Origin of the sequence: Sphingobium sp. B7D2B (genome assembly GCF_025961895.1) — a bacterium.
Lineage (GTDB): Bacteria > Pseudomonadota > Alphaproteobacteria > Sphingomonadales > Sphingomonadaceae > Sphingobium.
The window spans coordinates 1691542-1710956 of the sequence record NZ_JAOQOM010000001.1; the positions used below are offsets into that span (position 1 = coordinate 1691542).

Annotated in this window: 18 protein-coding genes; 2 read left to right on the forward strand and 16 right to left on the reverse strand. The window is 65.7% G+C overall.

Going from position 1 to position 19415, the window contains the following annotated elements; all coding sequences use genetic code 11:
- From M2341_RS07680 to M2341_RS07730, 11 genes are all read right to left on the reverse strand, one after another.
- Entirely contained in the window at nucleotides 1-1050 is a 1050-nt protein-coding gene (locus M2341_RS07680) for an arginine N-succinyltransferase (protein ID WP_264584828.1), read from the reverse strand.
- A complete protein-coding gene (locus M2341_RS07685; protein WP_264584829.1) occupies nucleotides 1043-2311 on the reverse strand; it encodes a hydrolase in 1269 nt (422 codons plus the stop codon). Before M2341_RS07685 ends, M2341_RS07680 begins: the two co-directional genes overlap by 8 nt.
- Before the next feature lie 55 nt (nucleotides 2312-2366).
- Entirely contained in the window at nucleotides 2367-2498 is a 132-nt protein-coding gene (locus M2341_RS07690; protein ID WP_264576023.1) for a hypothetical protein, read from the reverse strand.
- Between the two features lie 17 nt (nucleotides 2499-2515).
- Nucleotides 2516-2914 (reverse strand): Na+/H+ antiporter subunit G, encoded by a 399-nt coding sequence (locus tag M2341_RS07695; RefSeq protein WP_264584830.1) that lies wholly within the window; start codon nucleotides 2912-2914, stop codon nucleotides 2516-2518.
- 3 nt (nucleotides 2915-2917) lie between these two features.
- Nucleotides 2918-3187: a K+/H+ antiporter subunit F gene (locus M2341_RS07700; RefSeq protein ID WP_181559357.1), complete on the reverse strand. Its 270-nt coding sequence runs from the start codon at nucleotides 3185-3187 to the stop codon at nucleotides 2918-2920.
- The gene (locus tag M2341_RS07705; RefSeq protein WP_181559358.1) at nucleotides 3184-3675 is read right to left on the reverse strand and encodes a Na+/H+ antiporter subunit E; all 492 of its coding nucleotides are present in this window, start codon (nucleotides 3673-3675) and stop codon (nucleotides 3184-3186) included. Before M2341_RS07705 ends, M2341_RS07700 begins: the two co-directional genes overlap by 4 nt.
- Nucleotides 3676-3679: 4 nt before the next feature.
- Nucleotides 3680-5215, reverse strand: a complete 1536-nt coding sequence (locus M2341_RS07710; protein WP_264584831.1) for a monovalent cation/H+ antiporter subunit D — start codon at nucleotides 5213-5215, stop codon at nucleotides 3680-3682.
- Nucleotides 5212-5562 carry a Na+/H+ antiporter subunit C gene (locus M2341_RS07715; RefSeq protein ID WP_181561385.1) on the reverse strand — a complete coding sequence of 117 codons (351 nt, stop codon included), beginning with the start codon at nucleotides 5560-5562 and terminating at the stop codon, nucleotides 5212-5214. The genes M2341_RS07710 and M2341_RS07715 overlap by 4 nt, the downstream gene beginning before the upstream one ends.
- A 5-nt stretch (nucleotides 5563-5567) precedes the next feature.
- Nucleotides 5568-8420, reverse strand: coding sequence for a monovalent cation/H+ antiporter subunit A (locus tag M2341_RS07720; RefSeq protein ID WP_264584832.1), 2853 nt, complete (start codon nucleotides 8418-8420; stop codon nucleotides 5568-5570).
- A 285-nt stretch (nucleotides 8421-8705) separates the two neighbouring features.
- Nucleotides 8706-9878, reverse strand: coding sequence for an acetyl-CoA C-acetyltransferase (locus tag M2341_RS07725; RefSeq protein WP_181559361.1), 1173 nt, complete (start codon nucleotides 9876-9878; stop codon nucleotides 8706-8708).
- Between the two features lie 67 nt (nucleotides 9879-9945).
- Nucleotides 9946-10815, reverse strand: a complete 870-nt coding sequence (locus tag M2341_RS07730) for an alpha/beta fold hydrolase (RefSeq protein ID WP_319801043.1) — start codon at nucleotides 10813-10815, stop codon at nucleotides 9946-9948.
- Nucleotides 10816-11074: 259 nt separating this feature from the next.
- Here M2341_RS07730 and phaR point away from each other — a divergent pair, with 259 nt between their 5' ends.
- A complete protein-coding gene (gene phaR / locus M2341_RS07735) occupies nucleotides 11075-11629 on the forward strand; it encodes a polyhydroxyalkanoate synthesis repressor PhaR (protein ID WP_181559362.1) in 555 nt (184 codons plus the stop codon).
- Between the two features lie 100 nt (nucleotides 11630-11729).
- Here phaR and M2341_RS07740 read toward each other — a convergent pair whose 3' ends face one another.
- Together M2341_RS07740 and M2341_RS07745 are read right to left on the reverse strand one after the other, a co-directional pair.
- Entirely contained in the window at nucleotides 11730-12506 is a 777-nt protein-coding gene (locus M2341_RS07740) for a PEPxxWA-CTERM sorting domain-containing protein (RefSeq protein ID WP_264584833.1), read from the reverse strand.
- 117 nt (nucleotides 12507-12623) lie between these two features.
- The gene (locus tag M2341_RS07745) at nucleotides 12624-14498 is read right to left on the reverse strand and encodes an AsmA family protein (RefSeq protein WP_264584834.1); all 1875 of its coding nucleotides are present in this window, start codon (nucleotides 14496-14498) and stop codon (nucleotides 12624-12626) included.
- Nucleotides 14499-14657: 159 nt separating this feature from the next.
- On the opposite strand from M2341_RS07745, the gene M2341_RS07750 reads away from it, so the two are divergent.
- Nucleotides 14658-16181 carry a proline--tRNA ligase gene (locus tag M2341_RS07750; RefSeq protein ID WP_264586006.1) on the forward strand — a complete coding sequence of 508 codons (1524 nt, stop codon included), beginning with the start codon at nucleotides 14658-14660 and terminating at the stop codon, nucleotides 16179-16181.
- A gap of 125 nt (nucleotides 16182-16306) precedes the next feature.
- Here M2341_RS07750 and moaB read toward each other — a convergent pair whose 3' ends face one another.
- From moaB to M2341_RS07765, 3 genes are read right to left on the reverse strand one after another with little or no spacing between them, the layout of a single operon-like run.
- A complete protein-coding gene (moaB, locus tag M2341_RS07755; RefSeq protein WP_264584835.1) occupies nucleotides 16307-16834 on the reverse strand; it encodes a molybdenum cofactor biosynthesis protein B in 528 nt (175 codons plus the stop codon).
- On the reverse strand, nucleotides 16824-18599 hold the full coding sequence (locus tag M2341_RS07760; protein ID WP_264584836.1) for a lytic transglycosylase domain-containing protein: 1776 nt from the start codon (nucleotides 18597-18599) through the stop codon (nucleotides 16824-16826). The genes moaB and M2341_RS07760 overlap by 11 nt, the downstream gene beginning before the upstream one ends.
- The gene (locus M2341_RS07765; protein ID WP_264584837.1) at nucleotides 18596-19405 is read right to left on the reverse strand and encodes a hypothetical protein; all 810 of its coding nucleotides are present in this window, start codon (nucleotides 19403-19405) and stop codon (nucleotides 18596-18598) included. The genes M2341_RS07760 and M2341_RS07765 overlap by 4 nt, the downstream gene beginning before the upstream one ends.
- Nucleotides 19406-19415: the final 10 nt, after the last annotated feature.

The following is a 19415-nucleotide window of genomic DNA, read 5'->3' on the forward strand; positions in this document are numbered from 1 at the left end:
TCAGTCGGTCGTCAGATAACGGGCCGTTGCGCCCTCGCTCAGCCTGCCGAGCGCCATCGCATCCGCTGGCAGGGTCAGGCGCTCTGCTTCGGCATCAATCTGCCCGGCGGCGCGCCAGGCGCGAAAATCGAGCAAATCTCCGGCGGCCAGCAACATCGGGCGGGCCGGGGTCTGAGATGCAGGTGCATCGCTGAATGCAGCCGCCTCGCGGCTTTCCTTCACCGCCCGCAAATCATCGACATCGGCCTGCATGGTTGGCCCGGCGTCGAAGAGGTCGACATAGCCATCATAGCGGAAGCCTTCTGCCGCGAGCAGCTTCATGGCTGCAGCGCCGCTGGCGTGCGGCTTGCCGATAGCTGCCTGCGCCTCGGGTGGCAGCAGGGTGGTGTAGATCGGGTGCTTGGGCATCAGATCGGCGATGAACTGGTTGCCGTTGAGGGCGTGAAAGCGGTCGGCATCGGCAAACTCCAGGTCGAAGAAGCGCCGGGTCAGCCCTTCCCAAAATGGCGACACGCCTTCGGGCTCCTGCCAGCCCCGCAATTCGGTGAGCACCTGCTGGCCGAAGCGGGTGCGGTGCATCGCCATGAACAGATAGCGGCTGCGCGCGAGTAGCACGCCAAGCCCGCTGCGCCGCAGTTCGGGCACCAGAAACAGGCCGCCGACCTCGCTCGCGCCGGCAAAGTCGTTGACCAGATTGAGCACGCTCGTCGTCACGATCCGGTCCAGCTGGCGCGAGTGCTGAGAGAGGCGGGTGAGCTTATAGGAATAAAAGGGCTTCTTGGTGCCGACGCTGGAGAAGATGAGCGCCGTCCCGCCGATCCGCCCGGTGCCGCCTTCTTCCAGCGCGAACATGTAAAGCTCGTCATCGGGCTGGCTCAACTGCGCCTCAAAGCTGCGCTGGGATCGTTCGAGGCGTGCGAACAGGGCCTCGCGATCATGGGGCAGATTGGTGAAGCCCGGCCCGGTCTGGCCGGCGAGCGTGTAGATAGCGTCGATGTCTGCGGTCGTCGCGGGGCGGACGAACCAGTTGTTGAAAGAGCCGTCAGTCATGGGCGACCCCTGCCATATCCGGCGCGGAACCGAGGACGTGGTCGAGCCGTCCTTGCGCGATCCGCAGCATGGTGATGGCGGCAAGCGCGGCGCGTTCGCTCAGTGAACTCAGAATCATGAACTCCTCATCGGTATGGATGGCACCCCCGCGCACGCCCATCGTGTCCACCACCGCAACGTTCTGGGCGGCGATGTTGTTGCCATCGCAAACGCCGCCGCTGGACTGCCAGTCGATGGCGAGGCCCAGGTCCGCGCCGGTCTCCCGGACCAGTCCGAACAGCGCCTGATGCTTCGCGTCGAAGGGCTTGGGCGGTCGCGCAAAGCTGCCTGCGAGCGCGATCGTCACGGCATGATCCGCACTGACCTGCGCAATGATCTGGGCGATGGCCTGCTCGGCGGCCTGCTGGCCGGCCAGGTCCACGGGCCGCATGTTCCAGCTCAGCAGCGCCCGATCGGGCACAACATTGTTGGCGCCGCCGCCGGACAGGCGCGCGACATTGACGGAAAGCCCCTCGATCTCATGCTTAAGTGCGTCCAGCCGCACCGCGAGATCGGCTGCGGCCACCACGGCATTGCGGCCATCCAGCGGATTGCGGCCAGCATGGGCGGATCGGCCAGTCACAGCGACGGTGAAATTGCCGCTGCCCCGCCGGGCGCTCGCCAGGGTGCCATCCACCGTGACGGAAGGCTCGAAGGTCATGCCGGTCTGGCAGCGCCGCGCCGTCTCGCGCAGCAGGGCTGCCGAACCCAACGAGGAAACTTCCTCATCGGCATTGACCACCACATCCCAGCCGAAATCGGGAATGGCATTCGCCGCCTCCAGCGCAGCCAGCGCCTCGATCATCACGAGGAGCCCGCCTTTCATATCGGCGGTGCCGGGGCCGTTGAGGCGGTCGTCATCGATCAGGCGGCAGGTCTGGAAGGGGTGATCGGGCGGGAAGACCGTATCCATATGCCCGGTGAGGATCATGCGGCGGGCGCAGGCGACACGCTTGCGGGCGAGCAGATTGGCGCCATGAGCGAGCGCAACGGTGCGGCCTGCCTCATCCAGCGTTTCAGCGGGCCCTGGCGCAACGGTTGCGACCGTATCGGCAATCTCCGTCAGTCGGGCCGCGAGATGCTGGTGCATCTGCTCCAGCCCGGCGAGATTGCGGCTACCTGAGTTGACCTGCGCCCAGTCGACGACTTGCGCCGCCATGTCCGCCTGTCGTCTCCTAAGATGCTCCACGATCCCGATTTCGGTCGGTGAGAGTCCTGTCATGGCCTAATGCTAGACCAACTGGCCGCCCGGGGCTAGGGGCGCGCCGGATCGATAGTCAAAGGACGTCGCCGAACATCAGCCACAGCATGACCAGCCAGGCGATCAGGCCACCCGTGCCGATGACGATATGCAGCCGCTCGCGCAGCCAGTGGAGAAGGCCGCCGGGCGTCTCGTCGTCCGGATTCATGCAGCGAAACCCATAGCTCAGCGCCCCTCCGGCCGATCGACGCCGAACGTCGCCCATTCGGTGTCGCCGCCCGGCTCAGGCAAGGCATCCCGTACACCGTCCATTGGCTCCACGTCGGTATTGGTCCGCTGCCGGTGCAGATGCGCCTTGGCAATGAGGTTGGCGGACACCGGCGCCGTGATGAACAGGAACAGGGTGATGAGCAGTTCGTGCGCGGACCAGGTCCCGTCCCGGAACGGAAAGTAAATCATGGATGCGACGAGGCAGCTTCCGACGCCGAGGGTGGTTGCCTTGGTCGGGCCATGCAGCCGCGTCATCAGGCTGGGCAACCGGGCAAGGCCCCAGCTGCCGATCAGCGCGAAGGCGCCACCGAGGACGATGAGAGCGGCGATCAGGATTTCTGCGATCACTGCCATGGCCTACTCCACAATGTCGCCGCGCAGGAGGAACTTGCAGTAAGCCACCGTGCCGACGAAGCCGACCATTGCGAGGAGCAGCGCCGCCTCGAAATAGGTGGTGCTGGTTTCGTAGATGCCGAACAGCACGATCAGCGCGATGGCGTTGATGACCATGGTATCCAGCGCCAATATCCGGTCGCACCGCGTCGGGCCGCGCAGCAGCCGGTAGAGGTTGAGCAGCACGGCCAGTGCAATGGAGGCGAAAGCGAAGGTCAGCGCGAGCGCGATCATCGGAAAATCCTCTGCAGCCGGGCCTCATAGCGCGCCTTGATATGGGCAATCTCGTGCGCGACATCGCCCGTGTCGAGCGTGTGGACGAGCAGATAGCGCCCGTCCGCCGACACGTCGGCAGAGACGGTGCCGGGCGTGAGGCTGATGGTGCCGGCCAGCACGGTGATGGCTTCTGCCGAATGCAGGTCGAGCGGGATGGTCATCCAGCGGGAATTCAGATCACGGTTGCGCCGGAACAGGATGAGCTTGGCGACATGGAAGTTCGCCACGACAATATCGTAGAGCACGATCCCGAGATAATCGAGCATCGCCCAGCCGAAGCGCAGGCGCGGGCGATTGGGCCAGAATGGCGCGGTAAAGACCGGAATGACGGTCGCCAGGAGGAGGCCGAGGAGAAAGCCGCCGGCCGTCAGGCTGTTCTGGATCAGGATCCAGACGATGAGCAGCATCACCGTCAGACCGGGATGGGGGAAGAGCTTGGTCAGCATTGCCTCACCCTCCAGCTGCCGGGCCGAGAACGGCCTCGATCGTGTGCGTCGGCGCGAAAAGCTGCTGGGCCGTTGCGTCCATGTAGCGCGTGACCGGCCCCGCCGCGACGGTGAGCACGACCAGCGTTGCGAGCAAGGCGCAGGCGGGTAGCAATTCGACCAGACGGGCATCGGGCTTTGCTGTCGCGGCATCTTCCCGGGGATTGTCGGGGTGCGCGGCGCTCTTCCAGAAGATGGCGCTGCCGGCGCGGGCGAGGCCGAGAATGGCGAGGAGCGTGGTGCCGAGAATGACTGCCCAGATCCATGCCACCCAAGGATCCGGCAATGTCGCCTGCAGGATCAGCAATTTGCCGATGAAGCCCGAAAGCGGCGGGAGGCCCGCGAGGGCCATGGCCGCCAGCAGGTAGAGCGCGGACAGTGGCTCGATGCCGGCAAAGCGTGGGGAGGGGACGATCGTGTCGCCGTAACGACCGCGCCGCAGCCGGATGAGATCGACGACGAGGAAGAGCAAGGCCGCAGCCAATGTGGTGTGCGCCAGATAATAAAGCCCCGCCGTCAGCACCGTGCGGTCGAACGCCGCAATGGCGACCAGCAATGTGGCGGTGGAGCCGAGCAGCCCGAATGCGGCAAGATCGCGTAGGGAGCGCGCTGCCAGCAGGCCCGCAAAACCGATCACCATCGTCGCCAGTGCGGCCGGCATCATCCACACCTCCGGCGCCCACGCCGCCGCGCCGGCCTGATCGCCGAAGATCAGCGAGGATGTGCGGATGATCGCATAAGCGCCGACCTTGGTCATGATTGCGAACAAAGCCGCCACGGGCGCGGCGGTGCCGGCATAGGTGCGCGGCAGCCAGAGTTGCAGCGGCAGCAGCGCGGCCTTGAGCGCAAAGACCAGCGTCAGCAGATGCGCGCCGGCCCGCAGCAGGCCCTGATCGGCCGCCGGCAGGGCCGGGATGCGGGCGGCCATGTCTGCCATGTTGAGCGTGCCGGTGATGCCGTAGAGCAGCCCGATCGCGAAAAGGAACAGCGTCGAGCCGATGAGGTTGACGATTACATATTGCACGCCGGCTTTCAGCCGCTCCGGGCCCTGGCCGTGCAGCATCAGGCCGTAGGAGGCGATCAGCAAGACCTCGAAAAAGACGAAGAGGTTGAACAGGTCGCCTGTCAGGAACGCGCCGTTGATGCCGAGCAACTGGAACTGGAACAGCGGGTGGAAATGCCAGCCCTTGCGGTCCAGCCCGGTCAGCACCGCGTGGCACAGCACGGGCAGGGCGAGCAGGGCGGTAATCAGCAGCATCATCGCCGAGAGCCGATCCAGCACCAGCACGATGCCGAAGGGCGCGGCCCAGTCACCCAGTGCGTAGACGGAGATCGTGCCGCGGCTGGCGACGCTCAGCAGATACACAGCGAGGGCCAGAAGGCCGGTCGCGCCGGCAATGGAAATCGCCGCGCCAATCCAGCGGTGGCGGCGCATGAAGATCAGCGTGGCTGCGGCCATGAGCGCGGGCAATAGCAGGGGAGCGGCGATCAGCGCGGTCATGGCACGATGTCCTCCGGCTCGTCATCCGGTTTGCCGTCGACCTGGTCCGTGCCCGTCTCGAGGAAGCTGCGCAGGGAAAGGACCACCACCAGCGCCGTCATGCCAAAGGCGATGACGATGGCGGTGAGGACCAGCGCCTGCGGCAGAGGGTCCGTATAATCCGTGATGCCTTTCTCGTAGATCGGCGGGCGGTCCACGACCAGCCGCCCCATCGCGAAGAGAAACACGTTGATGGCGTAGGACAGCATGGCAAGGCCGAGCACCACCGGGAAGGTCCGCCCGCGCAGGCACAGGTAGATGCCGGCCGCCGTGAGGATGCCAATGGCGCTGGCGACGAGCATTTCCATGCTGATCATGCCTTGGCCTCCAGGTTGCGCGCAGGGTCGACATCCATGGGCGCGTCGTCGCTGTGATCTTCCTTGTCGGCACGCTGGGCGATGTGGCTGAGTTCGGCCAGCGCGAGCATGACCGCGCCGATCACGGTCATCGCCACGCCGATGTCGAACAGCATGGCGGTCGCCAGCTCGAAGGTGCCGATGACGGGCAGGGTGACATAGCCAAAGGCACTGGTGAACAACGGCGCGCCGAAGACGAGCGAGCCAATGCCCGTGAGCGCGGCGATGATGACCCCGAGGCCGATCATCAGATGCTCGTCGAACTTGCGGCGCTGTTCGGCCCATTCGAAGCCCGACGCCATATATTGCATCAGCACGGCAATGGAGATGATGAGCCCGGCGATGAAACCGCCGCCCGGCAGATTATGCCCGCGCAGGAAGATGTAGATGCCGACCATCATCGCAAGCGGCAGCAGGAGGCGCGTGGCGACGACGAACATCATCGGGTGCCGTTCGGGCGAGCGAATGAGGTCCGGGAGCCAGGCCCGCAACCGCGCGCCGGCCGCGCCGCGCGTCGCGGGCTGCAGCAGGGCGAAGATGGTCAGCGCGGCAATGCCGAGCACGATGATCTCGCCGAAGGTGTCGAAGGCGCGGAAATCCACCAGCGTCACGTTCACGACATTGGTACCGCCCCCGCCCGAATAGCTGTTCTCCCAGTGGAAGGTCGAGATGGGCTGGTTCGGCTCGCGGGTGAGCACGGCCCACGCCCCGAGCCCGGCCACGGTGCCGCCCACCAGACCGAGCAAGCCGTCACGCAGGCGCAGTCCATTGCTGGAGAGGCGGGCAGGCTTCTTGGGCAGCAGGTTGAGCGCCAGCAGCAGCAGCAGGATCGTGACCGTCTCGACGGAAATCTGCGTCAGGGCCAGGTCGGGCGCGGAGAGATAGACAAAGCCCAGCGAGACGATGAGGCCGATGACGCTGATAAAGACAAGCGTGAGGTAACGCTCGCGCTGGGAGATGACGACCGCCACCGTCGCGCCGACCAGCAGCAGCCAGCCGATGATAGCGAGCGGCGAGGCCGGCAGCGTTGCGCGCGGACCGGTGCCGCTGCCGCCGCCGACCAGCACCCCCTCAATCGCCAGCGCAATGGCAAGCACGAAGATCAGCGCAAGCTGCCGCTGCAGCGAACCGTTGTGCACGGCATGGATGAAGCCGCGGGCGGCGTCCACCAGCGTCGCAATCCCGCTGTCGAACAGGCGCTTGGCTTCCGGCAGCGGGAGCGCTTGCCAGATGCGCTCGGCGAGGCCGAACCGCCAGAGCATCAGCGCGCCGACCGCCACGGCAAACAGGCTCATCAGCAGCGCGGTATTCACGCCATGCCAGAGGGCGGGCGCGAATGTCCCGGCGGTGCCTGCGGTGACGGTATCGGCCACCGGTTGCACAAGCCATGTCGTCAGCGTGGCGGGGAACAGGCCGACAAGGATGACCAGAAGGACGAGCAGCCCAGAGGGCGCCCAAAGGCCGAAGGGCGGATCATGCGGCGCATGGGGATAGTCATCCCGCTGGCGGCCCAGATAGACATGGAAAGCGTAGCGGAGCGCGTAAGCGACCGAGAGCGTCGCGGCGACCACCGCGATGGCTGGCACCAGCCAGCCCATCCCCAGCCAGGCGGTATGCGCCGCCTCGTCGAGCATCATTTCCTTGGAGAGGAAGCCGTTGAACGGGGGCAGGCCCGCCATCGATCCCGCAGCGATCATGCCCAGCGTCGCGGTGATCGGCATCAGCGTCGCGAGGCCGCCCAGCCGACGGATATCCCGCATGCCGGCCTCATGGTCGACAATGCCGGCATTCATGAACAGCGCCGCCTTGAAGATGGCGTGGTTCAGGATGTGGAAGACGCCGACCATCGCCGCCGTGCCGGTACCAAAGCCGAAGAGCATGGTCAGCAGCCCGAGATGGCTGACGGTCGAATAAGCGAGGATGGCCTTGAGGTCGGTCTTGAACAGCGCGATGGCCGCGCCGATCAGCATGGTGACGAGGCCGGTCGTCGCAACGAGATAGAACCACAGTTCCGTACCCGCCAGCGCCGGCCATAGGCGCGCGATCAGGAAAATGCCGGCCTTCACCATCGTCGCGGAATGGAGATAGGCGCTGACCGGCGTGGGCGCGGCCATGGCGTGCGGCAGCCAGAAGTGGAACGGGAATTGCGCGGACTTGGTGAAGCAGCCGAGCAGGATCAGGACCAGCGCGACCGGATAGAGCGGCGAGGCCTGAATGAGGTCGCCGCTGGCCATGATGGTGCGGATATCGGTGGAGCCGGCAATGCTGCCCAGCAGCAACAGCCCGGCGATGAGCGCGAGCCCGCCGCCGCCCGTCACCACCAGCGCCATGCGGGCGCCCTGCCGGGCCTCGGCTCTATCGCGCCAGAAGCCAATCAGCAGGAAGGAGGAGAGGCTCGTCATTTCCCAGAAGACGAGCAGCAGCAGCACATTGTCGGAGAGGGCGATGCCCAGCATGGCGCCCTGGAACAGCAGCAGAAAGGCCAGAAAGCGCCCCATCGGGTCTTCCGCTGCCAAATAGAAACGGGCGTAGACGATGATGAGCAGGCCGATGCCGAGGATCAGCCCCGCGAACATCGCGCCCAACGGATCGAGGAAGAAGCCGAGGGAGAGCCCGAGAGCCGGCACCCAGTCGATTTGCATCGCAGGCGTCTGCCCGGCGAGCGCGGCCGGGGTGAGCGCGATGAGGATCGCGAGCGCCGCGCCGGTCGTGCCGGCAGCAATCCACGCCTGAAGGTTTCGGCTGGTGCCGCTGAGTATCGCCAACAGCAACGCGCCAACAAATGGCAGCAAGGCGAGTATCAGCAACAAAAATCCGCAGCTCCCGTGGTGCGTAGACAGGTGATGGACGATCGGATGGCGATCAGGATCTGGCGATCCTCAAAAGGTGTGCTCACCTTATCCAGACAATGCGGCATGAGGACAACCCGAAAGCGCCGAATTTTCGGCTTTCGCTGCCGATTTATAGCCGTCGGGGCGCGGGGCTGACGGTCTGTCAGAGCAATCTTCAGTCAGGCGCCGTGGCCATCAAAAAGGCGCCAGCCCGTGCAAGAGCTGGCGCCTGTGATGAGGGTCGGTGATGAGGATATGTGTGGCTTAGCGCTCGACGCACATGGCGATGCCCATGCCACCGCCGATGCAGAGCGTTGCGAGCCCCTTCTTGCCGTCGCGGCGGGCGAGTTCGTAGAGCAGCGTGGTGAGCACCCGCGCGCCCGAGGCGCCGATGGGGTGGCCAAGCGCGATCGCGCCGCCATTCACGTTCACGATGTCCGGGTTCCAGCCAAGCTCCTTGCCGACCGAGAGGGCTTGCGCCGCGAAGGCTTCGTTCGCCTCGATCAGATCGAGGTCGGCGAGCGACCAGCCGGCCTTGTCCAGCGCGATGCGGCTGGCCGGGGCCGGGCCGATGCCCATGATCGAGGGATCGACACCGCAGGTCGCCCAGCTGGCGATGCGCGCCAGCACCGGCGCGCCGCGACGGGCGGCCTCTTCGGCGGTCATCAGCACCAGCGCCGCGGCACCATCGTTCACGCCGCTGGCATTGCCGGCGGTGACCGTGCCGTCCTTCTTGAACGCAGCGCGCAGTCCCGCCATCGCCTCGACGGTGGCGCCGGCGCGGATATACTCGTCGGCATCGACGATGGTGTCACCCTTGCGGCCCTTGACCGTGACAGGCGCGATCTCATCGACAAAGCGCCCGGCCGCGCGGGCGGCTTCCGCCTTGTTCTGGCTCCCCGCCGCGAAGGCGTCCTGCTCTTCGCGGGTGATGCCGTACTTTTCGGCAAGATTCTCCGCCGTGATGCCCATGTGGTAGCCGTTGAAGGCATCGGTCAGGCCATCGTTCACCATGGTGTCGATCAGCGTGATCGACCCCATCTTGGTGCCCGCGCGCATCATCTGGGCGTGGGGCGAGAGCGACATATTCTCCTGTCCGCCGGCCACCATGATGCTGGCATCGCCGCAGCGGATCGCCTGCGCGGCGAGCGCGACGGCGCGCAGGCCCGAGCCGCAGACCTGATTGATGGTGATCGCTGTGCGGTCGATCGGGATGCCGGCGTTCACCGCTGCCTGCCGTGCCGGGTTCTGGCCCTGCGCCGTGGTGAGCACCTGGCCGAAGATCAGCTCGTTCACCTCATCGGGGGAAACGCCGGCCTGCTCTAGTGCCGCGACGATGGCAACGCGACCGAGTTCATGGGCGGGGGTGTTGGCGAAGCTGCCCAGAAAGCTGCCGACCGGCGTGCGCTTGGCGGCGGTGATGACGATATCGGTCATGGATTGGCAAGTCCCTCGATTGCGGCGCCAGGGGCGCAGGTTGCTCTCTCGTGCCGGGCCTCTAGCATCACCCGCCACAGCGCGAAAGCCAGTCGCTCAATCCTCTCCAAAGTTGCGCTTCCGCACGGCTGCCGATCATCATGCCGACATGGCCGAGCGCAAGGTCGATCCGTTCCGCCGCAGGTGGCACGGCGGAGGCGGGCACGATCCGGTCCGTGGTCGAGGCGATTGCGAGCGTCGGACAATCCAGCGCTTTCGGGTCCGCGACGGTGCCATGGATGGACCATTGGCCGCTCGCCGTCATATTGGCGCCATAGCACCGCTCGGCAAGGTCTCGTCCGCTCGCCAGCGTGAGTGGCGCGCCTTCATTGGCCCAGTCCTCCAGCGCGATGAAGGCCTCGAAGGCCGGGCTGCCAGCCTCCATCTCGCCGAAGGCGGCATATTTGCGAATGGTGCGATCGGGATCGAGCGACCAGAAGCCGGTCTGGAACACTTCCATGGGAACAAGCCCCAGCGCCTCGCAACCGGGCTTAGCCTTGGCCCAGATTTCCGCAAGCTGGGACTGAAAGGGGGCGTCATAGGCCGAGAAGTCCCAGGGCGCGGCGATGGTCGCGACGGCGGCGACCGGCTTGCCCAGCGCGTGCAGCCGCGCCGCCGCGCCAATGGCGAGCGTCCCGCCCAGGCAATAGCCGACGAGCAGGGGCGGGCGATCCAGTTGCTGCAACAGGGGTAGCAGCAGGCGCTCGACATGATCGGCCAGATCGACGTCGCGCTCGCCTTCATCCGGCGTCCCCCAGTCCAGCAGCAGGGCATTATGGCCTTGCTGTCCAAGATAGCGCAGCAACGAGCGTTGTTCGGAGAGGTCGAGGACGTGGGGCGGGTTGATCAGCGACGGGATGAGGATGACCGGCGCCCGGTCTCCGCCGGGGCCCCTCATGCTGCGTTGTGCATTGCCGTTTCGCGTGAGCAAAGCCGCGCGGCCATTTTGCGCAGCAATTTCCGGCAGGTCACTCGGCGCAGGTCGCGATGCTGTCTGAAAACGGCGCAATCCCGTCAATGCCTTGCGCCGTAATTGGGCATCTTGTGCCGTAACTTGCCACAATATGGAAAGAAACAGCGGCAGCGGACGCGGCCCATGTTGCGGTGCAGAAAGAAACGATGCTATGTTGCGCCCAACGGAGGGTGGAGCATCATCTATGGCACGATCGAAATCAGGTGGCGAATCAGGGACCATTGTCATCAAGAAGTACGCCAATCGGCGTCTCTATGACACGGAAACCTCCAGCTATATCACACTTGAATTGCTCTCGCAGATGACGCGCGAAGGGCGCGATTTCGTGGTGGTCGATGCCAAGTCCGGCGAAGACATCACGCACAATGTGCTCACTCAGATCATCATGGAAGAAGAACAGCGCGGCGAGAATATGCTGCCGGTCAGCTTCCTGCGCCAGCTCATTTCGCTCTACGGCGACTCGATGCAGTCCATGGTGCCGCAGTATCTTGAGGCGAGCATGGAAGCATTCCGCAAGAACCAGCAGCAATTCCAGGAAGCCATGCAGGGCGCATTCGCCGGCGGACCCTTTGCCGAGATCGCCAAGCGCAACATGGAAATGCTCAACGCCGCAGCGAACGCCTTCAAGCCCGCTGCACCTGCCGCACCCGCGAAGGCTGGCGACTCTGCCGATGAAGTGTCCGAGCTCAAGGCACAACTCGCCGCGCTCAATGCCAAGATTGACAAGCTGGGCGGCTGAGCTGCGCCAGAGTGACGCGCGCGTCTGGGCTCCGGCCTTATATGATAAAGGGGCGGGCCTCCAGCTGGAGGCCCGCCCCTTTAGTAACGTGATTGCGCGGTCAGGCGAACTGGACGCCTGGGGTCCGACGGCGCATTCCGGCGCCGATCATCGCAAAGCCGACGATCAGCATGGCCCATGTCGCAGGCTCCGGAACGGGAGCCGGCAGTTCGAAATTGTAGGTCGTGCTGCCGCTGGTCGTGCTCAACGTGACATTGTCGGCATAGGCATGATAGCCGGTGCCGACGCCGCTGCCGGCACCGACACTGATGCCCGCAACGAACGACCCCTGCGCCAGCTCCGATGCCCAGTCCGCAATGGACTTGCCGGCAAGCTCGCTTCCTCCGGAAATGTAGAATTTGTCGGTCGCCGACGTGCTGTACCACTCGCCCTTCACGGTGTTGCCATAGGTATCGTTATAGGCGCCTTCCCAGATCAGCTCCTTGCGGGCGCCAGCGCCGTTGTTCGCGCCTGCGTCCCAGATGTGGAGGCGGAGCGCTGGCGTGTAGTCCGCACTGTAGTTGCTCAGCGAGTCGACCGCGATGCTCCAGTCGAAGGTGAGGGCCGTGACGTCGGCGAGGGACGCAATGGACGTCGTTGCTGCGCCGGGATAGATTTCTCCCGTAGCAAATCGCAGCCGATCACCGATCAGTTCCAGCGAGCCGTTGCCCGAACGGGGCGCCGTATCGGTAATTGCAGCCGTCGCGCCCAACCTGGCTTCGCCCGGCAAATTCTGCCAATTCGTGTCGGTCGGGTAGACGTCCACAACAGCGGCAACAGCCGGTGTGGCACTGGCGAACAAAATTGCCGCCGACAGTGTAAGTGATTTGAAATGCATCGATGTTCTCCCCACTTGAACCATGGGGATTAGTTACCGAATGGATATTTTGGTCAACAAAAGATTAACCATCTATAATCATCTGCCAGCGCAATTGTCCCGAAATGACACAGGCCGCTATTGTCCCACCGCCCGAGCGATTAGCGCCGCGCAATTGGCATCCGGTGCGGTTTCCGCGCGACCACCGATCGCTCGACCGACTGCCTTCAGGATATTGCCGACCGAGCGCGTGTTTTCCGGCACGACCAGATTGGGATTGCGCAATGTGCCGCGCAGATGGGCATTGCCGGGAAGCTGCAGCGCATGTTCGTTCTTGGCGAGGCCCTTGAGGGTCAGTTCGAGACGTTCGGCGGGGAAGCTGACTGTGCCGGTGCCACGTGACTGGCTGACCGGCGTGTCGACGACCAAGGTGCGCACCACGCCGCGTCCGCCTCGCATATCGAGCTGGACCACGCCGCAGCGCAGCGCTTCCCGCCTGTCCTCATCCGCAAACAGGCCCTTGCCGATGTCAAAGCCGAGCAGGCCGGCCAACCGCGCCGGCATCGATCCGCCGCGGGTGACCGCGCCTACGGTTCCGTTCGATTGCCCGACAGCCTCGCGGATCGTGTCGCCCACGCCGGTCAGGCGCGCGCGGGCGTCGACGCGGCCCTGCACGTCGCCCTCGCTGTTGCCGTCCCCGCCCGCCAGCGCCGCGATGCTGCTGTTGCGCATGTCGAGCGCCAGCGTGACCGTCGGCTTGGGCTGGCCATCCCGCTGATTGACCACGGCCCGCCCGGTCATCACGCCCTGCGTCAAGCCGATGCGCAGCGGATCGACGGTGAGGATGCGGTTGTCGAGATTCAGCACCGCGCTGGCATTGGTGAGGGAGGAGGGGCGCCGCCCGCCCAAAATCCGGTCGACGCGCACCGATATGCGCCCGTCCGTCTTGTCGATCTTGCGGATATTGATCCGCGTGTTGGGCACCAGCCGCTGGCCCTGCGCCCGCTCCAGCGCGACTGCCTGCGCATTGCCCTTGTCGTCGGCCAGATCCTCGAAATCCAGCTGGCTGAAGCGCGCCTCGCCATCCAGCTTGGTGCGGCCATCCACCTTGCGAACCGTGAGCGCGCCCGTGAACCGGCTACGGCCGACGGTGCCGCCCAGATCGGCCACGCTCCACACGCCCTCGCGCCGTTGGACATTGGCAGCGATATCAACCGGCTGCGTGCCGAACAGCCCGGCCTCGATGATCCGGTCCACCAGTTTGAGCGTGCTGGCACGGGTGGAGACCTTGAACGTCATGTCGTCCGTGCGCATCGGTCCGGCCATCGTGCCGCGCGCGTGCATGGTGAGGGCGTCACCCATGATGCGCGCATCAAAGGGCCAGCTTTGCCCGGCGCGCATCGGCGCGCCGGTGAGCCGCAATGTGACCGGTTCCCCTTCGACGGTGCCGGTGCCGCTGCCGCGCAGGCCCTGCTGCGGATCGACCGACAGGTTGACCTTGAACTGCCGTCTCTGGAACGCATCGCGATAATCGATCACGGCATCATCGACGCGGACCAAAGGCGTTTCCGAGCTGCCCTGGTCGTCCTTGTTGGAGTTGTTGCCGAGCGCGTCCCAGCTCTTGCGGCGATTCTCGTCGCGCACCAGCGTCAGCCGCACGCCACGGGCGGAGAGCAACTGCGGCCCGCCGCGCCCGAGCAGCAGTCCGATCACGGGCAGACGCAACCGCAACGCCTCGATCCGCGCCAGATCGCCTTCGCCGGCCCAGGCCGGCTGGGGCACACGGATATCCCGCACCTGAATCACGGGGCTGAACGAAAATGCGCTTTCCCGCGTCATCGATCCGATGGTGGCTTTCGTGCCGATCTGGTCGGACAGGCGCCGCTCGGCGGCCTCCTTGAACCAGGAAGCGGGGAAGGTGGCAGCCAGAACCAGCAGGGCCAGCAGCAGAACCAGCAGCGCGGCCGCGATCATCGCGATGATCCGAGTGCGGCGGGGGATAGTGCGAATCATCGACGAGAAGTGGGCCATTGGAGACGGGACGAGTGAGGTCAGGGAAAGTTCCCGTTTGTCTCCCCACGTCAGCGCGCGAACGTCTTGGTATTTTTCCGCGCGGCCACTAAAGACCGCTGCAATCTCCTTCCTGACCCGGAAAGCAAGACATTGTCCAACATCAAGCACGCGCTGCCCGTCACCCGAGCCAAGGATTTCGCTGCCTGGTATCAGGCCGTGATCAGCGAGGCCGATCTGGCCGAGGAAAGCGGCGTGCGCGGGTGCATGGTCATCCGTCCGTGGGGCTATGGCATCTGGGAGCGCATCCAGAAGCTGATGGATGCGCGCATCAAGGCAGCTGGGGTGGAGAACTGCTATTTCCCGCTGTTCATCCCGCTGTCCTTCTTCGCCGAGGAAGCGGACCATGTCGAAGGCTTCGCCAAGGAAATGGCGGTGGTCACCCACCATCGCCTCAAGAACATCGACGGCAAGCTACAGACCGATCCGGACAGCAAGCTGGAGGAGCCGCTGGTCGTGCGCCCCACGTCCGAGACGGTGATCGGCAAGGCGATGGCGCGCTGGGTGCAGAGCTGGCGCGATCTGCCGCTGCTCACCAACCAGTGGGCCAATGTCGTGCGCTGGGAGATGCGCACGCGCATGTTCCTGCGCACCAGCGAGTTTCTCTGGCAGGAAGGGCATACCGCCCATGCCGACGAAGCCGATGCACGGACCGAGACGATGCGCGCGCTCGAAATGTACCGTGACTTTGCGGAAACCGAGTTGGCCATGCCGGTGGTCGCGGGCGAAAAGCCGGAGAATGAGCGCTTCCCCGGCGCGGTCGCGACTTATTCCATCGAGGCGATGATGCAGGATGGCAAGGCGCTGCAGGCCGGCACCTCGCATTACCTGGGCACGGGCTTCGCCAAGGCGGCGGGCATCCAATATCAGAATCAGGACGGCCAGCAGGCCCTGTGCCACACGACGAGCTGGGGCGTTTCGACCCGCATGATCGGCGGCGTCATCATGGTCCATGGTGATGACGACGGGCTGCGCTGCCCGCCGATGATCGCCCCGCATCAGGTGGTGATCGTGCCGATGCTGCGCGATACGGACGAGGATGCGGCGGTCATCGATTATTGCGACGCGCTTGCCAAGGATCTGGGCGCGGTCGACGTGTTCCGCGAGCCGCTGCGGGTGCTGTTCGACAAGAAGCCGATCAAGGCCGCCCCCAAGCGCTGGGGCTGGGTGAAGAAGGGCGCGCCGGTCATCGTCGAGGTCGGCGGGCGCGATGTCGCGGGCGGCAATGTTTCGGTCGTGCGGCGGGACCGGCTCTATAATGAGGCAGGCAAGCTGGCGAGCGAGGTCATGGCGCGGGATGCTTTCGTGGGGGCGGTCGCGGACATGCTGCGCGGCGTTCAGGACAGCCTGCACAGCGGGGCGCGCGCGCGGCTGGAGGCGAACATCCGCCGCGACGTGAGCGAGCTGACGGCGCTGGCGGGTGCGTTCGGCGGCGACAAGCCCGGCTGGGTCGAAGTCGAATGGAGCAAGCCCACGGGACCCGCGCTGGACAAGGTGGTCGCTTGGCTGAAGGGCGAGAAGCTGACGCTGCGCAACGTGCCGATGGATGCGACGCCGGCGAGCGGGACGTGCATCTTTACCGGCGAGAAGGCTGTAGAGCGGGTTCTGGTCGGCCGCGCTTATTGAGATTTTAGGAGGTTTAGGGGCACCTCCCATCTCCCGTTCGTGTCGAGCGAAGTCGAGACACATGAGCGCCGTGCTAGGCGTGTCTCGACTTCGCTCGACACGAACGGGATGTGGATTTCCTGAGCCTACTTCTCCAGCAACCGCGGCATCAATTCCACGAAGTTGCACGGCCGAAAGCGGCTATCCAGCTGGTGGACCAAAATCTGGTCCCACCCGTCCTTCACCGCGCCGGTCGAGCCGGGCAGGGCGAAAATGTAGGTTCCGCGCGCCACACAGGCACAGGCGCGGGATTGGATGGTCGAGGTGCCGATCGACTGGAAGCTGAGCCAGCGGAATAGCTCGCCAAAGCCTGGAATGGCCTTGTCCTGCACCTTTTCCAGCGCTTCGGGGGTCACGTCGCGCCCGGTCACGCCGGTGCCGCCGGTGGTGAGGATGACATCGATCTGCGGGTCGTCGATCCACCGGTGCAGATGGCCAAGGATGGTCTCGACCGAATCCTTGCTGATCTCGCGGGCCTTCAGCACATGGCCGGCAGCGGTAACGCGCTCGGCGAGCGTATCGCCGGATCGGTCGTCTGCCAGCGTCCGCGTGTCGGAGATGGTGAGCAGGGCGATCTGAATCGGGGTGAAGACGCGGCTCTCGTCAATAGGCACCGGCAGCAGTCCCATGCGGGGTGACGCGGACGGCGACGTCCTTGCTGCCATCCGGGAAGCGGACCCACAGGCCCTGCGCCATGGCCGAGAGTGCCGGTGAGCGGCCGCCTTGCTCATCCATCTGGTAGATCCAGTAATTGCGCAGCACGGCGTTCAGATAGGCGCGGGTCTCGTAATAAGGCACGGATTCGATGAAGAGCAGCGGATCGCCCTCATCACGGATCTGCACGTTCCAGCGCTCGATCGGAGTGGGGCCGGCATTATAGGCCGCGACGACCTTGGGTAGCAGTCCGCCCGTGGCCGGCATCTGGCTGAGCTTGCGCAGATAGGCCTGGCCGAGCGCGAGGCTGACGGCCGGATCGTAAAGCTGATCGGGCGTGACCGCCATGCCGCTGGAGCGGGCAAGCTGCGCGCCCGTGCCTGGTAGGACCTGCATCAAGCCGCGCGCATCGGCCGGGCTGCGGGCATCGGTCTGGAAGCGGGATTCCTGCAGGGCGTGGGCGAAGACCAGCGCGCGCTCGACTTGCCAGCCATTGCTCGGTGACCATTCCGGGCGCGGATAGCGCGCATAGGCCGCCGACTTGCGCCCGCTTGGCGAGCGTTGCGCCAGCCAGAGCTGGGTGGTGGGCAGCGAGAGGTCGCTGGCGAGATGTACCAGCGCGCTATACCGCGTGTCGTCGCTCAGCGCAGCCTCATGGCGCAGCACGGCATCGGCCTGCGCACTGCGGCCCAGCGTGGCGAGGATCACGGCGTTGCGGACATTGCCGCTGCCCGCGAGCAGTGACCAATCCTGCGACGACACATTCTCCCGCTTGAGCGCGGTGCTGAAGCCGAGGCCGAGCGTTTCGCGGGCCAGCAGGCCGTAAAAGCTCTCTTCATCGCGCGCCGCGCTGCGCAGCAGGGCATTGACCCGCTCGGGCTTCCGGTCGGCCATCATGGCGCGCGCCGCCCAGAAATAGCTGCGGCTGCGCAGGTCCGCATCGGAGGTGCTCATCGCGGCATGATAGAAAGAGTCGGCGGCGGCGGCCCATTGCTTCTCGCGCCAGGCGGCGAGGCCCATCACCCAGTAAGACGGTGCCACGAAGTCGCCGGTGCCGCCATTGACGGCCAGTGCGCCCATGCGGCGGGCATTGGCGGTATCGCCGCAGATGAAATAGGACCAGGCGAGGCGCTGACGCAATTCGGTGCGGCCATCCATGCCGAGCCCGGCCTCGGCAGAGGCGAGCAGGGCCTCGCCCTGATTGGGCTGATCGTCTTTGATGTACTGGAGCAGCGTGCCGCGCAGCTGATCGGCTGCGGCATCGCCCTTCACCGAGCGGAGCATCTGCCGCTGGGGTGAGGTGCCGGTCCACATGAGTTGGCGCGTGGCCGGCCGGTCCGGCAGCGTCTGCGCGCCCCGCTTGCGGGCCAGCGAGGCGATGCGGTCGTTCTGCGGAAGGTTGGGCGTCTTGTGCAGCAGGTCGAGCAGGTCGAACAGCTCGACGCGGGGGCTATCCTTGGCGAGATACAGCTCGGCAAGCAGATGCGGGCGCATACTGTCCGCCTCGGAGAGGCCGAGAATGGCACTGCGCGCCTCGTCCCAGCGCTTGCCTTCCAGCATGGCGAGAATGGCGCCATATCGGCCTTGCTCATCCTGGCTCGGCGTCGGGATGGCGGAGGCTGCCGCCGCCGGCTGGGCTACCGCCAGTGGGCCAGCGAGCGCGCACAGCGACAGGGCCATGAGCAGCGACCGGCGCACACGGGATCGGGAAGGGGACCTGTTCATTGCGTCAACAATCCATGGAGCATACGCACGCTCTGCCAGCTTCTGGCCTTGGCAAGCGGCCGGTTCATCAGCAGATCAGGCCCCGCGAGGGCGACCGTATCCACGCTGCGATGCGGCAGGTCAATCTTTTCAAGTCCCACGAGGCCGGGTCGCCAGCGCTCGCCGAGCATGGCGCGACCGATCCGGTCACCCAGCAGGATGATCGCGCCCGGCTGGACCAGATCGAGATAGCGGGTCATCCGCGCGGCAAGCTGGGGGAGCAAGGCGGCATCGAGATGACCGCCCGGCGGGCGGCGCAGAGCCAGCGGCAGGCACGGCACCTGTGTGGGCTCAAGGCCGAGCGTGCCGAGCATCGAGACGATAAACCGCTGCTGTTGCGGCTCGAGAAGCTGGGCCAGATCGGTTGCACCGGCGGCCGGCATCTCGACGAGGAGAACGAGGCGCGGCGCGTGCAGGGCGGGGAGGGCGGTCCGCTCGCCATGCCAATCGGCTTCTGGCTGGCCGGCATCCTGCGCAATCCACTCGAGGAAGCCGGGCAAATCTGCCGGCATCGTCTTCGGCGCCTGATCCGGCGTGCGAGCCTGCACGGGGGCGGGCGGCGGCGCTGGCGCGGGGTTTTGAGCGAGCGCATCAATGGCCGGTCGTGCGGCACCTTCCGCAGTACTGGAGGCCGGCGAAGAGCGTCGCCAGAATGGAACGGGTTCGCCATCCCGCCAGCGCCGGGGCGCCTCGTCGGTGGCGCAGTCCAGCCCCGCTTCCCGCCACCAATGCGCATAGGCATAGGCCGCCTGCTCCGGCGTCATCATGTCCTGCTCA